Genomic DNA, 23,213 nt, shown 5'->3' on the forward strand with positions numbered 1-23,213 from the left:
TTTACAACGGATCGTGAGGCACGTACCTGCCTCTGAAAGGATTGAACAACCATGGCTGAAGTCATTTTCGACCACGTCACCCGTATCTACCCGGGCAACGACAAGCCCTCCGTGGATGATCTGAACCTCGACATTAAGGATGGTGAATTCCTCGTCCTCGTCGGCCCGTCCGGCTGCGGCAAGTCCACCACCCTGCGCATGCTCGCCGGCCTCGAAGAGGTCAACAAGGGCCGCATCCTCATCGGCGACAAGGACGTCACCACCATGCAGCCGAAGGACCGCGACATCGCCATGGTCTTCCAGAACTACGCGCTGTACCCGCACATGACCGTCGCCGACAACATGGGCTTCGCCCTGAAGATCGCCGGCACCCCGAAGGAGGAGATCCGCAAGCGCGTCGAAGAGGCCGCGAAGATTCTCGACCTGACCGAGTACCTCGACCGCAAGCCGAAGGCCCTGTCCGGTGGCCAGCGCCAGCGCGTCGCCATGGGCCGCGCCATCGTGCGCAAGCCGAAGGTGTTCCTCATGGACGAGCCGCTGTCCAACCTCGACGCCAAGCTCCGCGTCCAGACCCGTACCCAGATTGCCGCTCTGCAGCGTCAGCTCGGCGTCACCACCCTGTACGTGACCCACGACCAGACCGAGGCGCTGACGATGGGCGACCGCATCGCCGTCATCAAGCTCGGCAAGCTGCAGCAGGTCGGCGCCCCGACCGAGCTGTACGACCGCCCGGCCAACGTCTTCGTCGCCGGCTTCATCGGCTCCCCGTCGATGAACATCAACGTGCACCCGGTCGTCAACGGCAAGGCGCAGATCGGCGAGGACACCATCGACCTGCCTGCCGAGGCCGTCGACAAGCTCACCCCGGAGGACGGCGGCAAGATCGTCGTCGGCTTCCGCCCGGAGGACGCCTCGCTGGCCCCGGCCGACGATCCGAACGCCTTCTCCCTGAAGGTCGTCAACGTCGAGGATCTCGGCTCCGACGGCTTCATCTACGGCAACATCATCACCGACGGCTCCGCCGCCGAGGAGGCCCAGGTCATGTCCGACCAGAACAAGCTCACCACGGTCCGTGTGAACCCGCGTGCGCTGCCGAAGGTCGGCGAGACCGTCAAGATCAAGATCGATCCGGCCAAGATGCACCTGTTCGCCCCGTCCACCGAGGACCGCATCAACTGACGCGTTCCCGGTCCGGTTCCGGTCCGAGTCCTAGGCCCCGGTCCCTCCAACCCCCTCTGAGAAAGCGGGTGGGGGAGAGACCGCCTACGGGTGGGGAGAGACTGGCTACGACCAAGGACCGCCCATATAAGACTTGGTCGAATCGCGGCAATCACGCCGCCTGATTCGGCCAACCAATTACAACGAGACGTTTCTCTTCCTCTCTACCTCGTCTCGTTGGGGAAAGCCTCGCTACGAAGCGGGGCTTTCTTTGTTCTTTTTTGCTCGCTCCGCATCGGTCCCGCTTCGCTCCATACTGGTCCCGCTTCGCTCGGGGGCGTTCTTCCCGTGCTGAGACGCAAGCGACCAGGTCACATACGTCGCGGACGGGGTGCCCCACCCCGAGGGGCGTTCTTCCCATGCCGAGGCGCAAATTACCCCGGGAATCCTCCGCTTGCTCCGGGATTGATTGCACTGGCCACTTCTCAGCGCAAGTTTTCCCGGGAAACTGCCGCTTGCTCCGGGATTTCTTGTGCTCAGCTCGACTCAGTGCGAATATTCCCGGACAAAAGGGCCGATTCCCGGGTTTTCTTGCGCGGCTGGCTGTGCCCCCGGGCCGTGGTTGTTCATTAATGCATGAATGTATACATTTGTACATCAATTGATGTATAAATGGTTGAATTGATGAAAGAATAAGCACTTAATTAGTGCATTGACGAAGTGGTTATTACGCCGAGCATACGGAGATCGGAGCATATGATGACGCCGGATGAATTGCTGCACGCGATACGGGGTGGCGAATCGTCGACCGTGGAGTTCAAGCGGTGCGGCGACATTCCGCATGCGGATACATTCGAAACGGTGTGCTCGTTCTCGAATCGGATGGGCGGCGACATCTATCTCGGTGTCACGGATGAGGGGGACATCATCGGCGTCGCCTCGGAACGGGCCGTGGAGATTGAACGGAACATCGCGAACGTGGCTGTGAACCGGAAACTGTTCGTGCCTGCCCCGACGGTGGAGACGGAACGCATCGAATGTGACGGGCGGACCGTGGTCCGCGTATGGGTCGCTCCCAGCTCATCGGTCGTCCGGTTCAAAGGCGTGGTGTACGACCGTGTGGCGGATGCCGATGTGCGCATCGACGGCGACATCCAAATCGGACAGATGTACCTCCGCAAGCAGAACTACTATTCCGAGCGCCGTATCTTCCGCTACGTCACACCATTCGACCTGCGTGCGGATCTCATCGCGCGGATGCGGAGCATGGCCGTCGCCCAGCGGGCCGGGCATCCGTGGGGGGTGATGTCGGACGACGAGATGTTCCGCAGCGCCAAGCTCTATGACCGTGACTATACGACCGGTGAGGAGGGATTCAATCTTGCGGCGGTATTGCTGCTCGGCAAGGATGACGTAATCTCCTCGATCTGCCCCGCATACGTCACCGACGCGATTGTGCGTCGTGAAAACGAGGACCGATATGACGATCGGTTGACGGTCCGCACGAACCTGTTCGACGCGTATGAGCGTCTTGCCTCATTCGTACGTGATCATCTGCCTGATCGGTTCGCGCTGGATGGCGATAAACGGACCAGTCCGCGTGACCTGATCGCCCGGGAACTCGTGGCCAACAGCCTGATGCATCGTGAGTATTCCAGCCCGGTCATGGCTCGTATCGTGATGGACAACGAGTCGATTCGTACCATCAACGCGTCACGCGCGTTCTTCGAAGGGCGTATGCGTCTGGGGGAATTCACGCCGATGCCGAAGAACCCCATCATCGCCGACGTGTTCGTGCAGACCGGGCTCGCGGAGACGCTCGGCAGTGGTCTGCGCGCCCTCGTCAGGGCATCGCATCTCTACACCGGTATGGACCCGGAATTCACGGATGGTGACGTGTTCACCGCGATGGTGCCAACCCGATCGCCCGTGGTCGCGGATTCCGCGGTGTCGGGCACCGGCATCGTGGCGGACCGGACAGTCACGGACGACCTGGGGAGCGTTGCGCAGGACGATCCGATATACGCGGCGATGACGCGACGTCTGGACGCCGCCGGTATGGTGACGGTGCCGCAACTGGTGGAGGACACCGGTGCCGATTCGCGTACGGTACGCAAACGCCTCAGTGCGATGGTCGATGCCGGCATGCTGCTTGTGGAGGGCAAAACCCGTGGGCGTCGCTATATCCGCCCGACCACGGGTTCCAAGCCGATCCAACCGTGACGGGTTCGGGGTGATTTCGCCTGCGGCGGCGGGCGTTGGGGCGGGGTGCTGGGACAATGACCCTTATGGTTACTAAGAAAGGACCGACCAAGGGGTCGGGTGGCAAGCACAGGAACGCGCTTCGCGGCAAGGGGCCGACGCCGAAGGCCGAGAACCGCGAATACCACAAGGCGTACAAGATGAAGAACGCGGCGATGCGCCGCCAGATGGCTGATCCGCGCCTCGCGGCCCGCCGTCGCGCCGACAAGTTCTCGACGAACGACACCTCCGATCTGGTGTTCGGCCGCAATTCGGTGCTCGAAGCGTTGCGCGTGGGCGTGCCCAGCAACACGCTGTACGTCGCCTCGCGCATTGAGCACGACGACCGCACGCGCGAGATCGTCAAGCTCGCCGGCGTCCGCGGCCTGCACATGATGGAGGCGGACCGTCTGGAGATGGACCGCATCGCCCGCTCCGGCAACCATCAGGGCGTGATCCTCAAGGTGGATCCGTACCAGTACTCCTCGCTCGCCGAGCTGGCCGACCGCGCGGACAAGAAGGCCCGTGCGATGGAGGCCGCGAACTCGCCGGCCGCGCGCATCGCCGCGCGTCCGCTGTTCATCGCGCTCGACGGCGTGACCGATCCGCAGAACCTCGGCGCGGTCATCCGTTCCGCCGCCGCATTCGGCGCGAACGGCGTGATTCTGCCGGAGCGTCGTTCCGCGTCGGTGAACGCCGCCGCGTGGAAGGTGTCGGCCGGCGCGGCCGCGCACCTGCCGGTGTGCCGCGTCGTCAACCTGACGAAGGCGATCGAAAGCCTGAAGGAACGCGGCTACTACGCGGTCGCGCTCGATGGCGGCGGCAGCAGCCTCGTCGGCGAGACCGGATTCGAGACGGATCCGCTGGTCGTCGTGCTCGGTTCGGAAGGCAAGGGTGTGAGCCGTCTCGTGCGCGAGGCGTGCGACGCGGTTGCCGGCATCCCGATCTCCAGCCAGGTCGAATCGCTCAACGCGTCCGTGGCGGCGGGCATCAGCCTGTACGCGGTCGCGAACGCGCGCCGCAAGGCCGGCGAGGCCGGCGAATCGGCCAAGTAGGCGCAGGCATGTCCATCATGCCGTCGCGCGGGTGCGGAGGGGAGCGCGCGCGACGGCACGACGGACACTTCGGACACGTCAACGCGAAATAGACGTAAAGACACAAGACACAGCCAGCAAGGAAGCATACGGAACGATGCAATCATCGATGAATCTGTCGAAACTGGATCCGCGCGCGGCGAAGGCGACGAGCGTCCTCGCCGAGGCCGAGACCCCCGGTAACGCGGAGCCCCGGGCCCTGAACATCACGGCGGCGAGCTCGAATCCGAAGATGTTCACCCTGCCGTGGCACAAGCCGCTCGCCACCTGGCCGGAGGACCTGCTCGCCAACCTGCCGCGCGGCATCTCCCGCCACGTGGTGCGATTCGTGCACGTGGGCGACGAGGTGTACGCGATGAAGGAGATCACACGCCAGATGGCCGAGCGCGAGTATGAGATCCTGCGCCGCCTGCAGAAGCTCGAGCTGCCGGCCGTGCGCCCGGTCGCCGTGGTGACGGGACGCCACAACAAGGAGGGCGATCCGCTTGAGGCGATCCTCGTGACGAAGCATCTCAAGTTCTCGCTGCCGTACCGCGCCCTGTTCGCCCGCAACCTGCGCCCGGACACCGCCGAGCGTCTCATCGACGCCCTGGCCGTGCTGCTCGTGCGCCTGCACCTGGCAGGCTTCTACTGGGGCGACGTGTCCCTGTCGAACGTGCTGTTCCTGCGTGACGCCGACGCGTTCTCCGCGTTCCTCGTGGACGCCGAGACCGGCGATCTGCAGGTGAACCTCACCGAGGGCCAGCGCGAATACGACATCGATCTGGCGCGCACGAACATCATCGGCGAACTGATGGATCTGAGCTCCGGCCAGCTGCTGCCCAGCGACGTGGACGAGATCGAGGTCGGCAACCGTCTGGTCGAGCGCTACCACTCGCTGTGGAGCGCGCTGACTGACACCGACAAGTTCGGTCCGGACGAGATGTGGAAGATCGAGAAGCGCGTCAACAAGCTCAATGAGCTCGGTTTCGACGTGGACGAGCTGGAAATGAAGACCGACGAGGACGGCAAGCGTGTGCTCGTGCGTCCGCGCGTCGTGGACGCCGGCTATGCGAACCGCAAGCTGCTGCGTCTCACCGGCCTTGACGTGCAGGAGAACCAGGCCCGTCGTCTGCTCAACGACCTCGACGCCTACCGTGCCTCCACGTGGCGCGAGGGCGAGGATCTGGAGATCGTCGCCACCGACTGGATGCGCGAGGTGTTCGAGCCGACCGTGCGTTCGATCCCGCGCGAATACCGTTCGCAGATCGAGCCGGCCCAGTTCTTCCACGAGGTGCTCACCCACCGTTGGTTCCTCGCCGAGAAGGCGGGCCACGACGTGCCGATGAGCGAGGCGGTGACCAGCTACATCAAGAACATCCTGCCCGACCAGATGCTCGACAAGAAGGACATCGACACCCTCCTCGAGGAGGCCGATTCCGGCGTCGTCGACGACGAGTACACCTACAACGACCCCGACGACGGCTACAACCCCGACTTCGACCCCGACGCGGCGGTGTGGAGCCACTAAGCACCGCTCCCGTTGGCGGGAGCTGTCGAGCGCAGCGAGACTGAGGGTGGTCGCGGAGCGACACGCGGTAGACAACGCCCGCCGGCATGTTTATGCCGGCGGGCGAAATCGTGTGGAATAATGGGGCCACATGCGTCGGCGGCAGTCGCGTCGGCGCCCATAACCGCGCAGCACGCGGGCCGTCGGAGAGACAACCGGCGTCCGTGTGTTGACTACTCCGCGGCTATACCAAGGAGACCATCATGGTTGATCGCACGAAGGATCAATCCGCCGCGTCCGCAACGATCGAGGACGCGCCCACCCGGCAGGGGTTGCCGAACGACGCCGATCCGAGCCTGACCGATGCGCTCGCCGTCGCCAAAGCGCTCGACGTCGATCCGAACGTCGGCCTGAGCTCGGCCGAGGCCGCACGCCGATTGGAGCGGTTCGGGCCGAACGAGCTTGCTGGGGCGCCGCCCGTGCCGAAATGGAAGAAGTTCCTCGCCCAGTTCAAGGATCCGCTCGTCTACCTGCTGCTCGCCGCCACCGTCATCTCCGTGATCGCGTGGTTCATCGAGAAGGCGAACGCCGTACCCGGCGCGGAAGGCGGCGAGGCGCTGCCGTTCGACGCGATCGTCATCGTGCTCATCCTCATCGTCAACGCCGTGCTCGGCTACATCCAGGAGGCGAAGGCGGAGGCTGCGGTCGAAGCGCTCGCCGGCATGACGGCCCCCACCACATCCGTGCTGCGCGACGGCAAGGTCGTGCGCATCAACACCACCGACGTCGTCCCCGGCGACATCATCGTGCTCGCGGAAGGCGACTCGGTCTCCGCGGACGGCCGCCTCATCACCGCGGCGAGCCTGCGCATCGCCGAAGCGTCGCTCACCGGAGAATCCGTGCCCGTCAGCAAGAAGCCGGACACACTGCGTGAGGCCAAGGCGCTCGGCGACCGCACGAACATGATCTTCAACGGCACGTCCGTCACGCAGGGCACCGGCCGCGCCGTCGTCACCGGCACCGGCATGGCCACGCAGGTCGGCAAGATCGCCGGCATGCTCTCCGCCACCGAGGACGAGCAGACCCCGCTGCAGAAGGAGATGGACTACGTCTCCAAAATCCTCGGCATCGCCGTCGTCATCATCGCCGTGGTCGTGCTCGCCGCGCTCGCGTTCCTCGAAGGCTTCAACGACATCCACGACGTCATCGACTCGCTGCTGCTCGCCGTGTCGCTCGCCGTGGCCGCCGTGCCGGAAGGCCTCGCCGCGATTCTCACCGTCGTGCTCGCGCTCGGCGTGCAGCGCATGGCCGCGCACAACGCGATTGTGAAGAAACTCCATTCCGTCGAGACGCTCGGCTCCGCGTCCGTGATCTGCTCGGACAAGACCGGCACGTTGACACGCAACGAGATGACCGTCGAACGCATCGTCACGCCCAGCGGCGAAGTGCATCTCACCGGCACCGGCTACACGCCGGAAGGCAAGATGACGGCCGCCGACGGTTCTCCGCTCTCCGGCGACCCGTCGCTCAAGGCGGAGGCGCTCGCCACGCTCGCCGCCGGCACGATCGCGAACGACGGCGACCTGCGTGAGGAGAACGGACGATGGGAGGTCGTCGGCGACCCGACCGAGGTGTCGCTCATCGTGGCCGCGCGCAAGACCGGCGCGATGAAGGGATACGGCCAGTTCACGCGCGTCGCCGAAGTGCCGTTCACGTCCGAGCGCAAACGCATGTCCGTGATCGCGAAGGACGCGACGGAAGGCGGCAAGCTCACCGTGTTCGCGAAGGGCGCGCCCGACGTGCTGCTCTCGTACTGTTCGCGCATCGCGGTCGGCGGGCATGTGCGCCCGCTGACGGAAGGCGACCGCCAGACGATCCTCGCGACCGTCGAACGGCTCTCCGGCGAGGCGTACCGCACGCTCGGCGAGGCGTACCGTCCGCTCGGCACCGCGAACCTGTCCGAAGTGGACGGCGTGCGCGCGAACGCGGCCGGACAGGTCGCGGATATCGCCGAGCAGGCGGACGCAATCGAGACCGACCTCATCTGGAACGGCATGGTCGGCATCATCGACCCGCCGCGCACCGAAGTGCGCGATTCGGTGGCCGAGGCGCATCGCGCCGGCATCCGCGCCGTCATGATCACCGGCGACCACCCGTTGACCGCCGCGCGCATCGCCTCCGATCTCGGCATCATCGAGAAGGGCGGCAAGGCGCTCACCGGCGATCAGCTTGATGCGCTCGGCGACGACAGGGCCGCGTTCGACAAGGCCACGTCCGAAGTGTCCGTGTACGCGCGCGTCGCGCCCGAACACAAGCTGAAGATCGTCGAATCGCTGCAACGGCAAGGCAACATCGTCGCGATGACCGGCGACGGCGTCAACGACGCCCCGGCCGTCAAGACCGCGGACATCGGCGTCGCGATGGGCATCACCGGCACCGAGGTCACCAAGCAGAGCGCGAAGATGATCCTCGCCGACGACAACTTCTCCACCATCGTGGCCGCCGTGCGCGAAGGCCGCGTGATCTTCGACAACATCCGCAAGTTCCTGCGCTACCTGCTGAGCTCCAACGTGGGCGAGGTGTTCACCGTGTTCTTCGGCGTCGTGCTCGCCGGATTCCTCGGCATCACGCAGCCCGAATCCACCGGCGTGACCGTGCCGCTGCTCGCCACGCAGCTGCTGTGGATCAACCTGCTCACCGACGCGGCGCCCGCGCTCGCGATGGGCGTCGACCCGCAGACCGAGGACGTGATGAACCGCAGGCCGCGGCGCATCACCGACCGCGTGATCGACGCCTCGATGTGGGGCGACATCATCTTCATCGGCATCATCATGGCGGCCGTCACATTGATCGGCATGGACATGCACCTCGCCGGCGGCCTGTTCACCGACCGTTCGGTGGACGCGCTCGGCCACGAGGCGCAGATGACCGAGGCGCGCACGATGGGCTTCACGATCCTCGTGTTCGCCCAGCTGTTCAACGCGCTCGCCTCGCGCTCCCACCTGCAGAGCGTGTTCGTCGGCCTGTTCTCGAACAAGTGGCTGTGGGGCGCGATCGGCCTGTCCGTCGCGTTGCAGCTCGTCGTGATCTACGTGCCGTTCCTCAACACCGCGTTCGGCACCACGCCGCTGAGCCCGCTGGCCTGGCTCGAATGCATCGGCCTCGCCGCCTTCGTCCTCGTCGCATCCGAACTGCGCAAGTGCGTATTGCGCGCGATGGCCGGGCGGTGATTCGGGCCGTGGACTGGTCGGCGGGACGACGGCCGGTTTGGTCCGTTCGGCCGGGGTTGACCGGTAACGGCCAGGACATGGGAAAGCCCCTCATACGAGGGGCTTTCCCATGCGTGGTGCGGATATGTCTCGGATATGTCTCGGATATGTCTCGTTCCGTCCCGTGTGCCGGTCAGTTGGCGTTGGTGGAGCCGTCGCCGCCATCCGTGCCGCCGGAACCGGAATCCGTACCCGAGCCGGAGCCGTTCTGCGACTGACCCTGGTTCTGCTGCTGGCTTTGCTGCTGTTGCTGCTGGCTCTGTTGCTGTTGCTGTTGCTGAGCCTGCTGCTGGGCTTGAGCGTCGGCCTGCTGTTTGGCGGACATCGAGGCGTTCACGTCGGACATGGCCTTCTCCAGCTGCGACTTCGCGTTGTTCACGTCGGATTCGGACGGGTTCGACTGTCCGGCCACGTTGTTCGCATTGCTGATGGCGTTCTGCAGCGAGGTGCGTGTGCTTTCGTCGGCCACCTGGCCGGCGGAATTGTTGAGCAGGCTCTGCGCGTTGGAGACCGCGCTGTTGAGGTCGGACTTCAACGCGTTCGAGGTCTGCGAGCCCTTGCTGTCGCTGACGGCCTTCTCGGCGTCGTCGAGCTTCGACTCCATGTCCTTGGCCTGTTTGCGCGTGTCCTTGAACTTCTGCGTGTTCGACTTCAGGTCGTCCTTGGACATGTCCGCCGTGCAGGAGGTGTCGGTCTTGACGTTCTGCGCATCGGTGATCGTCTGGTTGAGCGTGGTGAGCGTATTCGCGTCCGCCACCTGGCTGCTGTCCGTGTTCGCGACGGTCTGCTGCGCTTCGGTCACCTTGGTCTGCAACGTCTTCAGCTCGTCGTTGGTCTTGTTCTCCGCGTTCGTGCACGCGGCGTACAGGATCTTGCCGCTGTTCGCGCGGTAGAACAGCACGCCGCCGACAATCAGCGCGATCGCGGCGATCACGGCGACGACGATGCCGACGATCTTCCCGTTCGGCAGTTTCCGTCCGCTGCGACGGCCTGTCGTCTTGCCGTCGTCGGTCTCGTCGTCTTCGTCTTCGTCATCATCGTCCGGTGCGATGGAGGGAGGCATAGCGGTCGGTGATGATTGCGCCGAACGTGCCTCCTGCTCGGCTTGCTCCAGCATCTCCGGGGTGAACACCTGCGTGGCGGCTTCTGCGGGTTCGGGCTGCGCTGCGACGCCCATGGCCGTCGTCGACTGTTCGACTCCGGTGAGCGGTTGCGGCTGCCCGAACGGTTGCGCCGCGGGGAAGGCCATCGTGGCCTGCTCGCCGAACACCTCGGCCTGTCCCGCCGCCGGCTGTGGTTGCGCGTAGACCTGCGTGGCCTGTGTAGACTGCGTCTGCGCGAGGGCCGCGGCCGGCTGCAGCGGGTTGAACGCCTGCGTGGGCTGATCGACGGACTGCATCTGCGCGGGGGCCGCCGTCGTGGTCATCGGCATGGCTTGCGTCGGTTGGTTCATCGTCGGAGGCATCGGTTGTGACATGACCGGCTGCTGCATCGGTTGCGTGAATGCCTGCGTCGCCTGCTCCTGCATGGGGGCCGACATCGGCTGCAGCGGGTTGAACGCCTGCGTGGGTTGCGTGGCCTGCGTGGGTTGTTGCATCGGTTGCGTGAATGGTGACGCGGGCTGCGTCATCACCGGCTGTTCGGCCGGCTGTTGCATGACGGGCTGAGTGGGCTGTTGTGCAACGGGCTGCATCGGCTGCGCGATCGGTGCCGCGGTCGGTTGCGGTGCCGTCGGTTCCTCGAACTCCTTCAGAGGGTCGAATGCCTGCGTGGATTCCCCGATTGAGGTGCCTTCGAGGTTAGGCGATGCCGACGCCGAATGGCGTCCATGGCGCGGTACGGTCGTGCTCGTGACTCCGGCGAATCCCGGCTGATCGATCTGCGCGAACTGTCCCGGCTGCACGGTCTGCTGCACCTGTACGGGTTGCGCGTACTGCACGGTCTGCGCAGGTTGCACGTACTGGACAGACTGAGTGAACTGGGCAGGCTGCGCGGACGGCTGGGGTTGCACGGGCTGCTGCGCGAATTGACTGGCCTGCTGCGTCACAGGTTGCGCAACGGGTTGCGCCACGGGCTGTGCGACGGGTTGCGCCACGGGCTGTGCGACGGGCTGTTGCGCCACAACCGGCTGCATCCGGGGTGCGGCCGGCGTCGTCGCTGGCTGTTGCGGGGCTTTCTTCTGGAAGTCGAACTGGAATTCACCGCTCGGATCGGTCATCGTGTCTCCTCAATCCCGTATCTGTCTCGCATCGCTGTCTCTTCTTCTCATTCATAGTAACGGCGGCCGTCATCGGCCGTCACGTCGCGATCATCCAGTCACGCTCCCACGCATCATCGCGGACGAACGGGCACCGGACACCCGGATAAACGGACACCGGAACACCGGCCGAACGGCGAACGCCCCGCCCGCGCACGGCAGGGCGCGAGGCGAGGCGTTCCGCGCATGTCAGTCGTCGATGTGAGCGCGGTAGAAATGCTCGTAGGAACGGCTCGGCGTCGGGCCACGCTGACCCTGATAGTGCGATCCGACGCCGGCGGAACCGTACGGATGCTCGGCGGGTGAGCTCAGCTGGAAGAAGCACATTTGGCCGATTTTCATGCCCGGCCACAGCTTCACCGGCAGCGTCGAGACGTTCGACAACTCCAACGTGATGTGCCCTTCGAAGCCCGGATCGATGAAGCCGGCGGTCGAATGGGTGAGGATGCCGAGACGGCCCAGCGAGCTCTTGCCCTCCAGGCGCGCGGCGATCGTCGCGTCGAGCTTGACGTACTCCCACGTGGCGCCGAGCGCGAACTCGCCCGGATGCAGGATCCACGGTTCGTCCGGGTCGACGGCGAACTCCTCGGTGAGCGCGCCCTGGTTCTCGGACGGGTCGACGTAGGTGTAGGCGTGGTTGTTGAACAGACGGAAGAACCGGTCGAGCCGCACGTCGATCGAGGCGGGCTGGACCATCTCCGGGGTCCACGGGTCGAGCGAGATATGCCCATCGGCCTGCGCGGCCAGAATGTCGCGGTCGGACAGCAGCATGAAAGCTCCTCACGGACGAAATACTACGAATGTGATACCGCCCACAAGACTAGCGCCCACCCAAAACAGGTGCTTCGCATTGTTGTGGTGCGCATGGCCTTGTGCGGCTGTGGGTTTTCATCTCCTCCCGCTGGCGGGAGGTGGCGTGCAACGCCGGAGGGTGGTCGCGAGTTGGAGGTGCCATGGTGTCGCACCACGCGATCGTGGCCTTCTTCCCCTCCCGTTGGCGGGAGGTGGCGTGCAACGCCGGAGGGTGGCCGCGGGTCGTGACGTCGGACCGGTAGTCGCGTGGCGGGAATGCCGGGATTCCCTTTTTCCGGCGTTGTCGATTGGTGCATGACCTCGCGCGGGTGACCGTCGTGGGTGGCGTGCCACGGATTTCCCGGTGCGGTGTTGTGCGAGGCCGGTCGTTTCGGGTGCGAGGCCGGTTTTCAGGGGGTGTTCAGCGGACCGTTGGGTGCGGTCAGCGGACCGTTTTCGGGCGTGGGGCCGGTCGTTTCCAGGGTGCGTGCGGCGCGCGGCTTCCCCTACCCCGCTCCCCGCGCCCTACGTCCCATACCCCGCGTACTAAGTCCCGGCCCTGCGTCCCGCGTCCCGGACGGGCTGCTCCACAACACGTGCCGGAGAGCCTGTTGTGGAGCAGCCTCCCGCCGCGACCCACGCGAAAACCCCTGTTTCCAGCGTTCCTGACACGTAAAGTGCGCCACAACTCCCCGGATTCCTGGCTCCGGCTCCTGTTGTGGAGCGGGCCCGCTCCACAACAGGAGCCGGTATCGTTCCCATCGCGCGTTGTGGAGCAGACGGACCCCCAGAACGCGCCACAACTCCCACGAAACGCCTCCCACGACCAAGTTGTGGCACACCACCGCTCCACAACACCATCCCCACACGACGTTGTGGAGCACAGGGACATCCCCAGGTTCGAAGGACGGCCGCCCGCATCACCCCGGGAGGCCGCTCCCAGCCCGGCCGCCCTTTCCTAGCGTCAGGAATCCCGGACGAAGCCGTTTATTCCCGGGATATGTGACGCTGACCAGCCCCCAGCGTCAGAAATCCCGGACGGCGGGGCCGTTCTCCCGAATCCGGGACGCTGAGAAGGACTCAGCATCCCAAAATCCGGACGAAGCCGCTCATCTCCGGGATATGTGACGCTGACCAGCCCCCAGCGTCAGGAATCCCGGACGATGCCGCTCATCTCCCGAATCCGGGACGCTGGGAAAGGCTCAGCATCCCGGATTCCGGATGAAGCCATTCGTTTCCCGAATCCGGGACGCTGGAAGAGCCCCCAAAACGTGCCGTCCTCTGATTCTCAGAAATCTCACAGGCAAACACATCGGTAAACCCAGAATCACATGGTTATCTATGAACTGTCAACGAAAGCTGGCATGGAGCGCAAGCCCCGAAAACTGAACCTTTCTTCTTCTCTCTCCTTTCTCTGGCCCCGGTGGTTCCCGCCACCGGGGTTTTCCTTTGCCCGAAGGGTGGGCTATAGGCCCGGAACCATGCCTGAACCATGCCGGAACCGTGACCCGGAACCGTGACCAGGAACCGCACTACACCGCGGTAGACTGGACGAGGCGGGCAATGGGTGCCCGGCACAAGGTGGTACATGGCAGACGTCGGCACGAAGGGGAAACGACATGCAGGACGAGGAATACGATTTCTTCGAGGGAAGAGACGAGCGACGGCGAGACAGACGGCGGGATCGGCCGCGAGGATGGTCGGCATCCCAGTCACCGCAATCCGCCACACCTCCCGTGCCGATGCCGCCCGGTACGCGCATCGGCCGCACCCACGAATCCACCTTCCGTGCCGGTCATCGCCCCGGCGGCGTCAGTCGCACGGTCGCCGCGATCGCGCTGCTCACCGGACTGCTTGCCGTCGCGTTCGGTGTCGCCTCTGCCGCGCACGAACTCGCCCCCGCGTATCTCGATCCGGACGGCAAGGTGCCCGGTCGCCTCATCGCCGGCACCTGCGCCGCCCTCATCGCCGTCACGTTCATTCTCGTCATCATCGCGCGCGCGACGACGCCGCGACGTTCCAGCCGTCGCGGCGTCGCGTCCGGCGGCATCATCACGTTCGTGCTCGCGGCACTGCTGCTCGCACTCGGCGTGGTCGTCGGCGTGCTGTTCCCGCTCGGCCTGATCCGTCCCGTCGTACGCGACGAGGCGCCGGTCGGCAGTGACGACAACATGAAATTCGGCATCGAACGCGTCACCGGCACCTGCACGGATGGCTGGAACGACATCGACGTCGCCGGTTATCCGGGCGTCGACAGCGCGTCGGTCTGCGTCACGACGCGCGTCGCGTACGTCACGTTCGACTCCGATGTCGCTGCGCACACGTACGCCGGCGCGATTACGTCGACGATCACCGGGCTGCTGGAGGAACATGCGGACGACGCACGCGCGCAAGGCGATTGGCGCACGCTCGGCACCGGACAATGGATCGCGTTCGGCAGCGAAAAGAACATGACGATACTGCAACGCGAATGGGGTGGTACGCTCACCACCGTGAATACCACGCAATCATCCGGCGACGATTCCGGCGACTCTTCGGGCGACGAGGCGCAACCATCATGACCGTTGATCTGACCATCGCCCAGTACTCGCGCGGCGGCGGCGCGACGCACCCCACGCATCCGCTGTTCCTGTGCCTGCACGGCTGGGGGTCGAACGAGGCGGAACTCGCCGACCTCATGCGTCAGATCGCGCCATACAACGATTTCGCGAGCCTGCGCGGCCCGATTCGTCTCGCCGCCGGCGACGCGTATTCGCCCGGCGCGTTCGCCTGGTTCGGCGAGCAGGTGCCGTTCGGCGAGGACCTCGACCGAGCCGCCTACGAGATGGCCGTGTCGATCGACCGGTGGGTGACGAACAACCTGCCGGACGAGCGCGAGGTCGTGCCGCTCGGATTCGCGCAGGGCGGCCTGCTCGCGATCCACCTGTTGCGCGTCAACCCGAAACGGTATCGGGCCGTCATCTCCCTGTCCGGATACATCGCGCCGGGGCTTGTGCCCGGCACCGCGCCCGCCGACGGGCTCATCGAACGCTACAACATCCCCGTGTTCTACACGTACGGCAAGAACGACGAGGTCGTGCCGAAATACGAGCTGTTCGCCGCGCAGGCGTGGCTCAACGAGCGCACGTGGCTCACCACGAAAAGCTACCGCGCGCTCGACCACAACGTGAGTCTCGAAGAGCTCGCCGACCTGCGCGAATGGCTCCTCGGCCACGACATCACCTCCGGCGTGCTGTGACTCCTGTACAACAAGTGGAAACCGGCCGGCCAGGCTCGGCGCCACGTGCCTAGAGTGACGGTATGAACGCAGCAACCGACACCACGACCGCCGACACCCGTATCGCCGAACCGGCCAAGTCCGCCGCCAAGCGGCCCGCCGCTCCCACCTCCATCGACGAGAACCATCTCGACGAATCCCCACGTGGACTCGTCATCATGGCCGTGGTGGGCGTGCTCGTCGGCATCCTGTCGGGACTGTTCGGCATCGGCGGCGGTACCGTCATCGTGCCGGCGCTCGTGTGGCTGGGACTCACGCAACGCCACGCGGCCGCCACGTCGATGATGGCGATCGTGCCCACCGCCGTCTCCGGCGTCGCCTCCTACGCGTTCGAAGGCGACGTGGACTGGATCGCCGCGCTCATCGTGTTCTGCGGCATGTTCGTCGGCGGCCAGATCGGTTCCTGGCTGCTATCCAAACTCCCCGAGATCGTGCTCCGGTGGGCGTTCGTCGTGTTCCTCCTGTTCGTGATGGTCAATCAGGCCATGTCGAATCCGTCGCGTGACTCGCGCATCGTGATGAGCGTCGGCACGGTGATCGGTCTCATCGCGTTCGGCGTGATCGCGGGCGTCCTCGCCGGCCTGCTCGGCATCGGCGGCGGCGCGATCTGCGTGCCCGCGTTGTCGATCCTGTTCGGCGCGAGCGACCTGATCGCGCGCGGCACGTCGCTGCTCGCCATGTTCCCGAACGCGATCACCACGTCCGTCGCGAACGTGCGCCGCCGCATGGTGCACGTGAAGGCGGCGGTGATCATCGGTGTCGTCGCCGCGCTCACCGCGCCGTTCGGCACGTGGCTGGCGGCGGCCGTCACGCCGCGCGCCGGCGCGATCATGTTCACCGTGTACCTGGGCATCCTGCTCGTGCGCTCCGTGTTCGTCGCGATGAAGGCGATGAAGACGACGAAGACGACGCGTTCGCGCTGAACGTTCGCGCTGAACGTTCGCACCGAACGTGTCGCGCGTTCGCGCTGGGCCATACCCTGCGAAACGATTTCCTTACCCGTTTTCTATACTCTTGACAGCGAGAGAAGGCGGGAGGATTCGGAACACCCATGGACGTACTCGAACTGATTTTGTGCATCATCGCGGCGGTCGTGTCGTCCTCGTTCCTCAGCCGGTTCATCCCCAAGGTGTCGACGCCGCTCGTGCAGATCGCGCTCGGCGCGGCGATGACGCTCCTGCCGTTCTTCCCCAGCGTCGAACTCAACCCTGAAGTGTTCATGGTGCTGTTCATCGCGCCCCTGCTGTACTTGGAGGCGCATGAGATCGACAAGTCGGCGCTGCTCAAAACGTTGAAGCTCAGCCTGTCGCTCGCCATCGGCCTCGCCATAGCGACGATGGCGGCCGTAGGCTTCACATTGAGCGCGATCTGGCCGGCCATGCCGCTGGCCGCCGCGCTCGCGCTCGGCGCGGCGCTCGGCCCGACCGACGCGGTCGCCGTCAGTTCGCTCGGCAAGGAGGCGTCGCTCACGATGCGACAGCGGGGCGTGCTCAAAGGCGAATCGTTGTTCAACGACGCGTCCGGCATCGTCGGCTTCCAGTTCGCGATCGCCGCGGCCGTGACCGGCGAGTTCGCGGTCGGCGAGGCGGCCGGCGATTTCATCGTCTCGTTCACCGGCGGCGCGCTGTTCGGCATGATCGTCGGACTGTTCGTCAACTGGCTGTTCGAGACGGTCCGCTCGCTCGGCTGGGAGACCACGACCACGCGCATCCTCATGGAACTGTTCCTGCCGTTCCTGCTGTACCTCGGCGCGGAGGAGGTGCATGTCTCCGGCATCCTGTCGGTCGTGGCCGCCGGCCTGCTCATCCGCTTCGACCGCACCGGCATCGGCCCGAACGTGGCGCGCACGAACATCGTCGCCTCCAGCGTGTGGGGCGTGCTGTCGTTCGCGCTCAACGGCGCCGTGTTCATCCTGCTCGGCATGCTGCTGCCCGGTGCGATGACCGCCAGCTGGTCCGACCCGTGGGTGAGCAACAAGCTGCTCATCGGCGTGATCCTGCTCGTCACCGGCGTGGTCATCGTGCTGCGGTTCATCTGGGTGTCGGCCATGCTGCGCCTCGCACGCGACGTGACCACCGGCAAACGCCGCAGGATGACGCCGGAACGTTGGCGTTCCGCCGCGGTGATGACGTTCGGCGGCGCGAAGGGCACGATCACGCTGTCCCTGATGTTCACGATCCCGTACTACCTGTCCGGCGGCAAGCCGTTCCCGATGCGCGACGAGCTCATCTTCATCGCGTCCGGCGTGATCGTCGTGACGCTGCTGCTCGCCAACTTCCTGCTGCCGCTACTCGCCCCCAACCGCAACAGGGATACGGGCGCAGAGCTCAACGAGATTACCATCGAGGTGCTGCGGCGCACCGTCGAGGAGCTCACCAGCCGCATCACACCCGACAATCGCCGTGCCGTGCTCATGGTCATCGACTCGTACACGAAGCGCATCAGCCGGCTCAAGCACCGTCTCGGCAAGCTCGACCCGCAAGGCTACGGGGAACTGCAGATCCAGGCGCTCAACTGGGAGAAGCAGTTCGTGCGCGACCGTCTCGCCGCTCTCAAGGCGCATCCGAGCGCGGACAAGGCCGAGCAGGAGCTCAACGTGGAAGTGTGCGAGCGCATGCTTGACCAGATCATGAACACGCTGCGCCACACGAGCGCCGGCCCGGAGAGCGGACGCATCGGGTGGCAGCTCGGCGGCCGCCTGCGCGGGTGGAGGCACCGGACCATGAACCTCGTCAAGCGCACGGTCAACAAGATCCGCCGCACCACGCCGCTGGTGAGCGAGGACCAGATCTTCGCGCACATGCGCACGCTGCAGGTCGACGCCATCGAATACGTGATCGACAGGCTCGGCGAGGAGATGAGCCACGACCGGTTCGACACGGAGTTCTGCTCCGCGCTGATCCTCGACTACCGTCGCGCCGAAGCCTCGCTCAAATCCCGTCCGAACATGGAGGGCAGCGCGGCCGCCGCCGGTCAGGCCGACGAGATCAAGAAGCAGAGCTATGCGATCGAGCTCGGCATCGTGCAGGACATGCTCGAAGCCGGCGACATCTCCCGCCCCCAGGCCCGAGAACTCCGCCGCAACGTCTATGTCATGCAGGTCGATGCCGATTCCGGCATCTGACCTGCATCATGCGGGCCGGTGAACGGACAGTCCGGTGGACTGTCCGTAGGCCCGCCGATATGGCGGTCTCGCCATAGGCGAGTCCGTATCGTCGATGCCGATTCCGGCATCTGACTCCGTTTCGGCCCCCTCTGGAGGGGGCTCCCGGCGCAGCCGGGTGGGGGAGAGATAGCTGGAACGTACCATTTGCACGGTCTCTTCCTCCGTCCTCTTCCGGCGGACGCCTCCCTCGTCAGAGGGAGGCGACAAGATGAGGTGCTATGCGATACGACGAGGAGATGGGTGCCGCGCTCGCGCTGGCGCGGCGCGCGGCGGCTGCCGGCGACGTGCCGGTCGGCGCGCTGGTGATCGACACGGCCACGGGCACGATTATCGGTCGTGGATTCAACACGCGTGAGGCCGACGGCGATCCGCTCGCGCACGCCGAGATCATCGCGATGCGCGAGGCGGCCGAATCCCGCGGCGATTGGAATCTCACCGACTGCACGCTCGTCGTCACGTTGGAGCCGTGCCCGATGTGCGCGGGCGCATGCCTCCAGACCCGCATCGGGACCATCGTGTTCGGAGCGTGGGATGCGAAGCTCGGCGCGTGCGGCTCGGTCTGGGACATCCCGCGCGATCCGCACGTCGGCCACGAGCCGGAGGTCCACGGCGGTGTGCGCGAACCCGAATGCGCCGCCATCCTCGCCGACTTCTTCGCTGCCAGACGCTGATTCCCCGGCGGCCCCCGCAATTTCTTTCCAGCGGCAAGGAACACTCTGGAGGATGGCAAGGAAAGGCGATTGGCCTACCATCGGGAAGCGGAACCGGACCGGTCGAGAACCGGAGCCCAGCCGGAATCGCATATTTCAAGGAGCAGCAATGACGCGTATCGAACGATTCACGGGAACCAGCGCCGACGGCACCCCGATCACCATCATTTACGCTGAACAGTCCGGCACCGCGCACGAATTCGCGGCGCACCTCGCCCCGAACGCCCCCGTCGCGTTCGCGCTCGCCTTCCCCGGCGACGAGCTGCCGCGCTTCGTGCATTGGGGCAAGCCGGTCGCCGCGCCCGAAACCCTCGTCAGCCAGGTCGACGCCCTCAGGCCCCAGCGCGTGTCCGGCGCGCTCGACGAGACCATGTGGCCGTCGATCCTGCCCACGCAAAGCGAATCGTGGATCGGTCAGAAGCGTTTCGAAGTGCGCCGCGCCGGCATCGAACTGTTCCCGCGCTTCACCGTCACCGGCATTGAGACGACGCTCGACGCCCGTCCCGCGCTCGACGTGACGCAGGCCGTCGACGCCCCCGAATCCACGCCCGCCGAAGCGCGTGTGGACGCGCCGGTCGTGACCGTCGAGACTCCGGTCATCACCGTCACCGCCGACGATGCCGCACAGGGCGTGCGTCTCGTCTGGACCGTCGAACTGCTGCACGGCGGCCTCATTCGCCAACGTGCGCAGGTCACCAACCTCGCCGATACGGCGGACATGCCGCTCGAAATCGGCAAAGTCGAGCTCGGCTTCCCGCTGCCCGCCGTCGCCACCGAGATCCTCACCACCACCGGCCATCATCTGCGCGAACGCAGCCCGCAGCGCCAGCCGCTCACCGTCGGCCGGTTCGAGAAGGTCTCGATGGCCGGACGCCCCGACTTCGACGCGAGCCTCCTGCTCACCGCCGGCACGCCCGGCTTCGGCTTCGAGCACGGCGAAGTCTACGCCGTGCACGTCGGCTGGAGCGGCAACAGCGTGCTCGCCGCCGAACGCCAGCCGTACACGGACGGCGTGATCGGCGGCGGCGAAATCCTGTTCGGCGGCGAAGTCACGTTGCGTGGCGGCGCGACCGGCGCGTCCGGCGCGGCTCCCGCCGCGACCGCCGCGACCGCCGGCGACGCCGCGTACACGACGCCGTGGGTGTACGGCGCGACCGGCGACGGCCTCAACCAGGTCGCCGCGCGCTTCCACACGTACCTGCGCGACCGTCACCCCGAACTCGCGTCCAAGCCGCGCCCGGTCATCCTCAACACGTGGGAGGCCGTCTACTTCCAGCATGATTACGACACGTTGACCGCGCTCGCCGACAAAGCCGCCGAAACCGGCGTCGAGCGGTTCGTCGTCGACGACGGATGGTTCGGCTCCCGCCGCGACGACACGTCCGGACTCGGCGACTGGCAGATCTCGTCCGATGTGTGGCCCGACGGGCCGAAGAGCCTCAAGGCGCTCGCCGACTACGTGCATGGCTTGGGTATGGAGTTCGGCCTGTGGTTCGAGCCGGAGATGGTCAACCCCGATTCTGACGTCTACCGCGCGCACCCGGATTGGGTGCTCAGCCCCACGAAGGATCGTCTGCCGATGCAGGGCCGCTCCCAGCAGGTGCTCGACCTCACCAACCCGGAGGCCTACGCGTACATCTACGGGTGCATGGACAGGCTTGTCGGGGAGCTCGGCATCGACTACATCAAGTGGGACCACAACAAGCTCGTCACCGAGGCCGTCTCGCCGCGTACCGGCCGTCCGGCCGTGCACGCGCAGACGCTCGCCGTCTACCGCATCTTCCGCGATCTCAAGGCCGCGCATCCGGGGCTCGAGATCGAAAGCTGCTCGTCCGGCGGTGGCCGCGTCGACCTCGGCATCCTCGAACTCGCGAGCCGCATCTGGGTGTCCGACTGCGTCGACCCGGTCGAACGCGCCGACATCCAGCGCTACACGTCGCTGCTCGTGCCGCCGTGCATGATGGGCGAGCATGTGGGCGCGAGCCCCGCGCACTCCACGCAGCGCGCCACCAGCCAGGAGCTGCGCATGGCGATGGCGTTCTACGGGCACATGGGCATCGAATGGAACCTGCTCAAGGAATCGGACGCCGACGTGGCCAAGCTCGCCGCGTGGGTCGCCGAATTCAAGCGGCATCGTGCATGGTTCGCCGTGGATGCGTGCGTCCACACGGACACCCCCGACCCGGCCGTGCGCGTCGACGGCATGGTCAAGCCGGACCGGACCGCCGCGTTCTACCGGTTCACGCAGCTCACCACCTCGGTCACCTATCCGGCCTCGCCGGTGCGTCTGCCCGGTCTCGACCCGGACGCCGTCTACCGCGTGCAGCCGCTGCACCTCGATCTCGATCTCGCGGCGCTCGGCATCGGCAACGGCCAGTCCCCGCTCGGCTGGTGGACGCCCGACGGCGTCCTCATGACCGGCCGCGCGCTCGCCACCTACGGCCTGCGTCCGCCGAGCCTTCACCCGGCTCAGTCGGTCCTGTTCACCGCCGTGCGGCAGTGATCAGCCGATGTACCGCACGATCGCTCGGGAGGCGGCGGCCTTCGCCCACAGCTGCCAGTCATGGTCGACGACGGTGAACTCGACCTGCGCCGCCTGACTGTGCCGGTAGCGGCGGATTCCGTCGCGCACCGCGTCGATGCCGATGGTCGCGAGGAACGCGGATTCCCCGGCGACCATCACCTTCGACGGCATCGCGATGTTCGCGATCGTCGCGATCAGCGACCCCAGTCGGAAGCACGTGCGGTCCGTCAGTCGCGACGCGAGCGGCATCCCGGCGCGTGCGTCCGCCGCGAAATCCTCGAATGTGCACGGATGCCCGATCATCTGCGCGTACTGTTCCACGATCGCGTCGTCGGTCAGGCATTGCGCGCACCCGATGTGCCCGGCCGTGCAGCGCGGCCCCTCCGGGTCGATGAGCACGTGGCCGAGCAGGCCGTAGCTTTTATCCGGATACGTGACCGGCTCGCCGCGCACCGCGAGCGAATAGCCGACGCCCACGCCGATCGTGAGCACGGCGAACGCCTCCAATCCCACGCCCGGACCGAACCAGCTCGCGTCGACGAGCAGCGCATCGATGTCGTTGTACACGGTGCACGGCAGTCCCGTCGCCTCCTCCAGCATCGCGGCGAGCGGCACGTCGTGATCCCAGCGCAGGAATGGCGCGAACGTGACGTCGCGTTCGTCGCGCACGTGGCCGCCGACCGCCACGCCCACCGCCGTCGGCGTGGGCAGTGGCGTTCCGGCCACGTCGTCGCGGCACTCGCGTACGAGCGTCGCGAGTGCCGCCGTCACCTGCTGCGGCGAGCGTCCGGGGAACGCGCGTTCGTGACGTGACGATACGACTTCGCCGTGCGCGTTGACGACGGCCGCGATCGCCGACGCGCCTTGCGCCTTGATGCCGATGAACGTGCGTGCGTCCGCGCGCAGACGCAATGCGGTCTGCGGACGGCCGCGTCGCGTCGCGCCTTCCTTCGTTTTCGGCGTGAATCCCTGCGGCAGCGGTCCAGTGGTGACGGCGTCGCCGGGAATCTCCTCGATGACTCCCGCGTAGATCAGATCGCTGGTGATGCGCGACATGGCTCCTTGCGACAATCCCAGCATCTGCGCGAGCGTGGTGCGCGCGATCGGCCCGTATTTCGCGATGGCGCGCGCCACCCGATGCATGTATTCGGATCCTTCGAACCATCGGGGGAAGTCCTGTGCGTCCGTGTGTGTGCTCGTATGCGCGTTCGTATGCGCGTTCGCATGAGCGTTCGC

At 66.0% G+C, this 23,213-nt stretch carries 14 protein-coding genes; 11 read left to right on the plus strand and 3 right to left on the minus strand.

Annotation, left to right across the window (positions count from 1 at the left end; all coding sequences use genetic code 11):
• Positions 1-51: 51 nt before the first annotated feature.
• The 5 genes from BSTEL_RS00370 (at position 52) to BSTEL_RS00390 (ending at position 9,212) form a co-directional block, all read left to right on the plus strand.
• Positions 52-1,179, plus strand: a complete 1,128-nt coding sequence (locus BSTEL_RS00370) for an ABC transporter ATP-binding protein (protein ID WP_034525717.1) — start codon at positions 52-54, stop codon at positions 1,177-1,179.
• Between the two features lie 738 nt (positions 1,180-1,917).
• Entirely contained in the window at positions 1,918-3,381 is a 1,464-nt protein-coding gene (locus tag BSTEL_RS00375) for an RNA-binding domain-containing protein (protein ID WP_034525791.1), read from the plus strand.
• Positions 3,382-3,446: 65 nt separating this feature from the next.
• The gene (gene rlmB, locus BSTEL_RS00380; protein WP_034525719.1) at positions 3,447-4,454 is read left to right on the plus strand and encodes a 23S rRNA (guanosine(2251)-2'-O)-methyltransferase RlmB; all 1,008 of its coding nucleotides are present in this window, start codon (positions 3,447-3,449) and stop codon (positions 4,452-4,454) included.
• Between the two features lie 148 nt (positions 4,455-4,602).
• Entirely contained in the window at positions 4,603-6,003 is a 1,401-nt protein-coding gene (locus BSTEL_RS00385) for a DUF4032 domain-containing protein (protein ID WP_034525721.1), read from the plus strand.
• A gap of 242 nt (positions 6,004-6,245) precedes the next feature.
• Entirely contained in the window at positions 6,246-9,212 is a 2,967-nt protein-coding gene (locus tag BSTEL_RS00390; protein WP_034525723.1) for a cation-translocating P-type ATPase, read from the plus strand.
• Positions 9,213-9,384: 172 nt separating this feature from the next.
• Here BSTEL_RS00390 and BSTEL_RS00395 read toward each other — a convergent pair whose 3' ends face one another.
• A complete protein-coding gene (locus BSTEL_RS00395; RefSeq protein ID WP_051922702.1) occupies positions 9,385-11,469 on the minus strand; it encodes a hypothetical protein in 2,085 nt (694 codons plus the stop codon).
• Positions 11,470-11,697: 228 nt separating this feature from the next.
• On the minus strand, positions 11,698-12,279 hold the full coding sequence (gene dcd, locus BSTEL_RS00400; RefSeq protein WP_034525725.1) for a dCTP deaminase: 582 nt from the start codon (positions 12,277-12,279) through the stop codon (positions 11,698-11,700).
• Positions 12,280-13,919: 1,640 nt separating this feature from the next.
• Here dcd and BSTEL_RS00405 point away from each other — a divergent pair.
• The 6 genes from BSTEL_RS00405 (at position 13,920) to BSTEL_RS00430 (ending at position 21,956) form a co-directional block, all read left to right on the plus strand.
• Entirely contained in the window at positions 13,920-14,861 is a 942-nt protein-coding gene (locus tag BSTEL_RS00405; RefSeq protein ID WP_034525727.1) for a hypothetical protein, read from the plus strand.
• Entirely contained in the window at positions 14,858-15,538 is a 681-nt protein-coding gene (locus BSTEL_RS00410; RefSeq protein WP_162178955.1) for an alpha/beta hydrolase, read from the plus strand. Before BSTEL_RS00405 ends, BSTEL_RS00410 begins: the two co-directional genes overlap by 4 nt.
• A gap of 62 nt (positions 15,539-15,600) precedes the next feature.
• Entirely contained in the window at positions 15,601-16,500 is a 900-nt protein-coding gene (locus BSTEL_RS00415; RefSeq protein WP_084686010.1) for a sulfite exporter TauE/SafE family protein, read from the plus strand.
• Between the two features lie 128 nt (positions 16,501-16,628).
• Positions 16,629-18,701 carry a Na+/H+ antiporter gene (locus BSTEL_RS00420; protein WP_034525731.1) on the plus strand — a complete coding sequence of 691 codons (2,073 nt, stop codon included), beginning with the start codon at positions 16,629-16,631 and terminating at the stop codon, positions 18,699-18,701.
• 260 nt (positions 18,702-18,961) lie between these two features.
• Positions 18,962-19,414 (plus strand): nucleoside deaminase, encoded by a 453-nt coding sequence (locus BSTEL_RS00425; RefSeq protein ID WP_034525732.1) that lies wholly within the window; start codon positions 18,962-18,964, stop codon positions 19,412-19,414.
• 148 nt (positions 19,415-19,562) lie between these two features.
• Positions 19,563-21,956, plus strand: coding sequence for an alpha-galactosidase (locus BSTEL_RS00430; protein WP_034525734.1), 2,394 nt, complete (start codon positions 19,563-19,565; stop codon positions 21,954-21,956).
• Here the strand turns inward: BSTEL_RS00430 and BSTEL_RS00435 are convergent, their stop codons facing one another.
• The gene (locus BSTEL_RS00435; protein ID WP_051922706.1) at positions 21,957-23,120 is read right to left on the minus strand and encodes an ROK family transcriptional regulator; all 1,164 of its coding nucleotides are present in this window, start codon (positions 23,118-23,120) and stop codon (positions 21,957-21,959) included.
• Between the last annotated feature and the right edge of the window lie 93 nt (positions 23,121-23,213).

The sequence above is a fragment of the Bifidobacterium stellenboschense genome (genome assembly GCF_000741785.1).
GTDB classification, from domain to species: domain Bacteria; phylum Actinomycetota; class Actinomycetes; order Actinomycetales; family Bifidobacteriaceae; genus Bifidobacterium; species Bifidobacterium stellenboschense.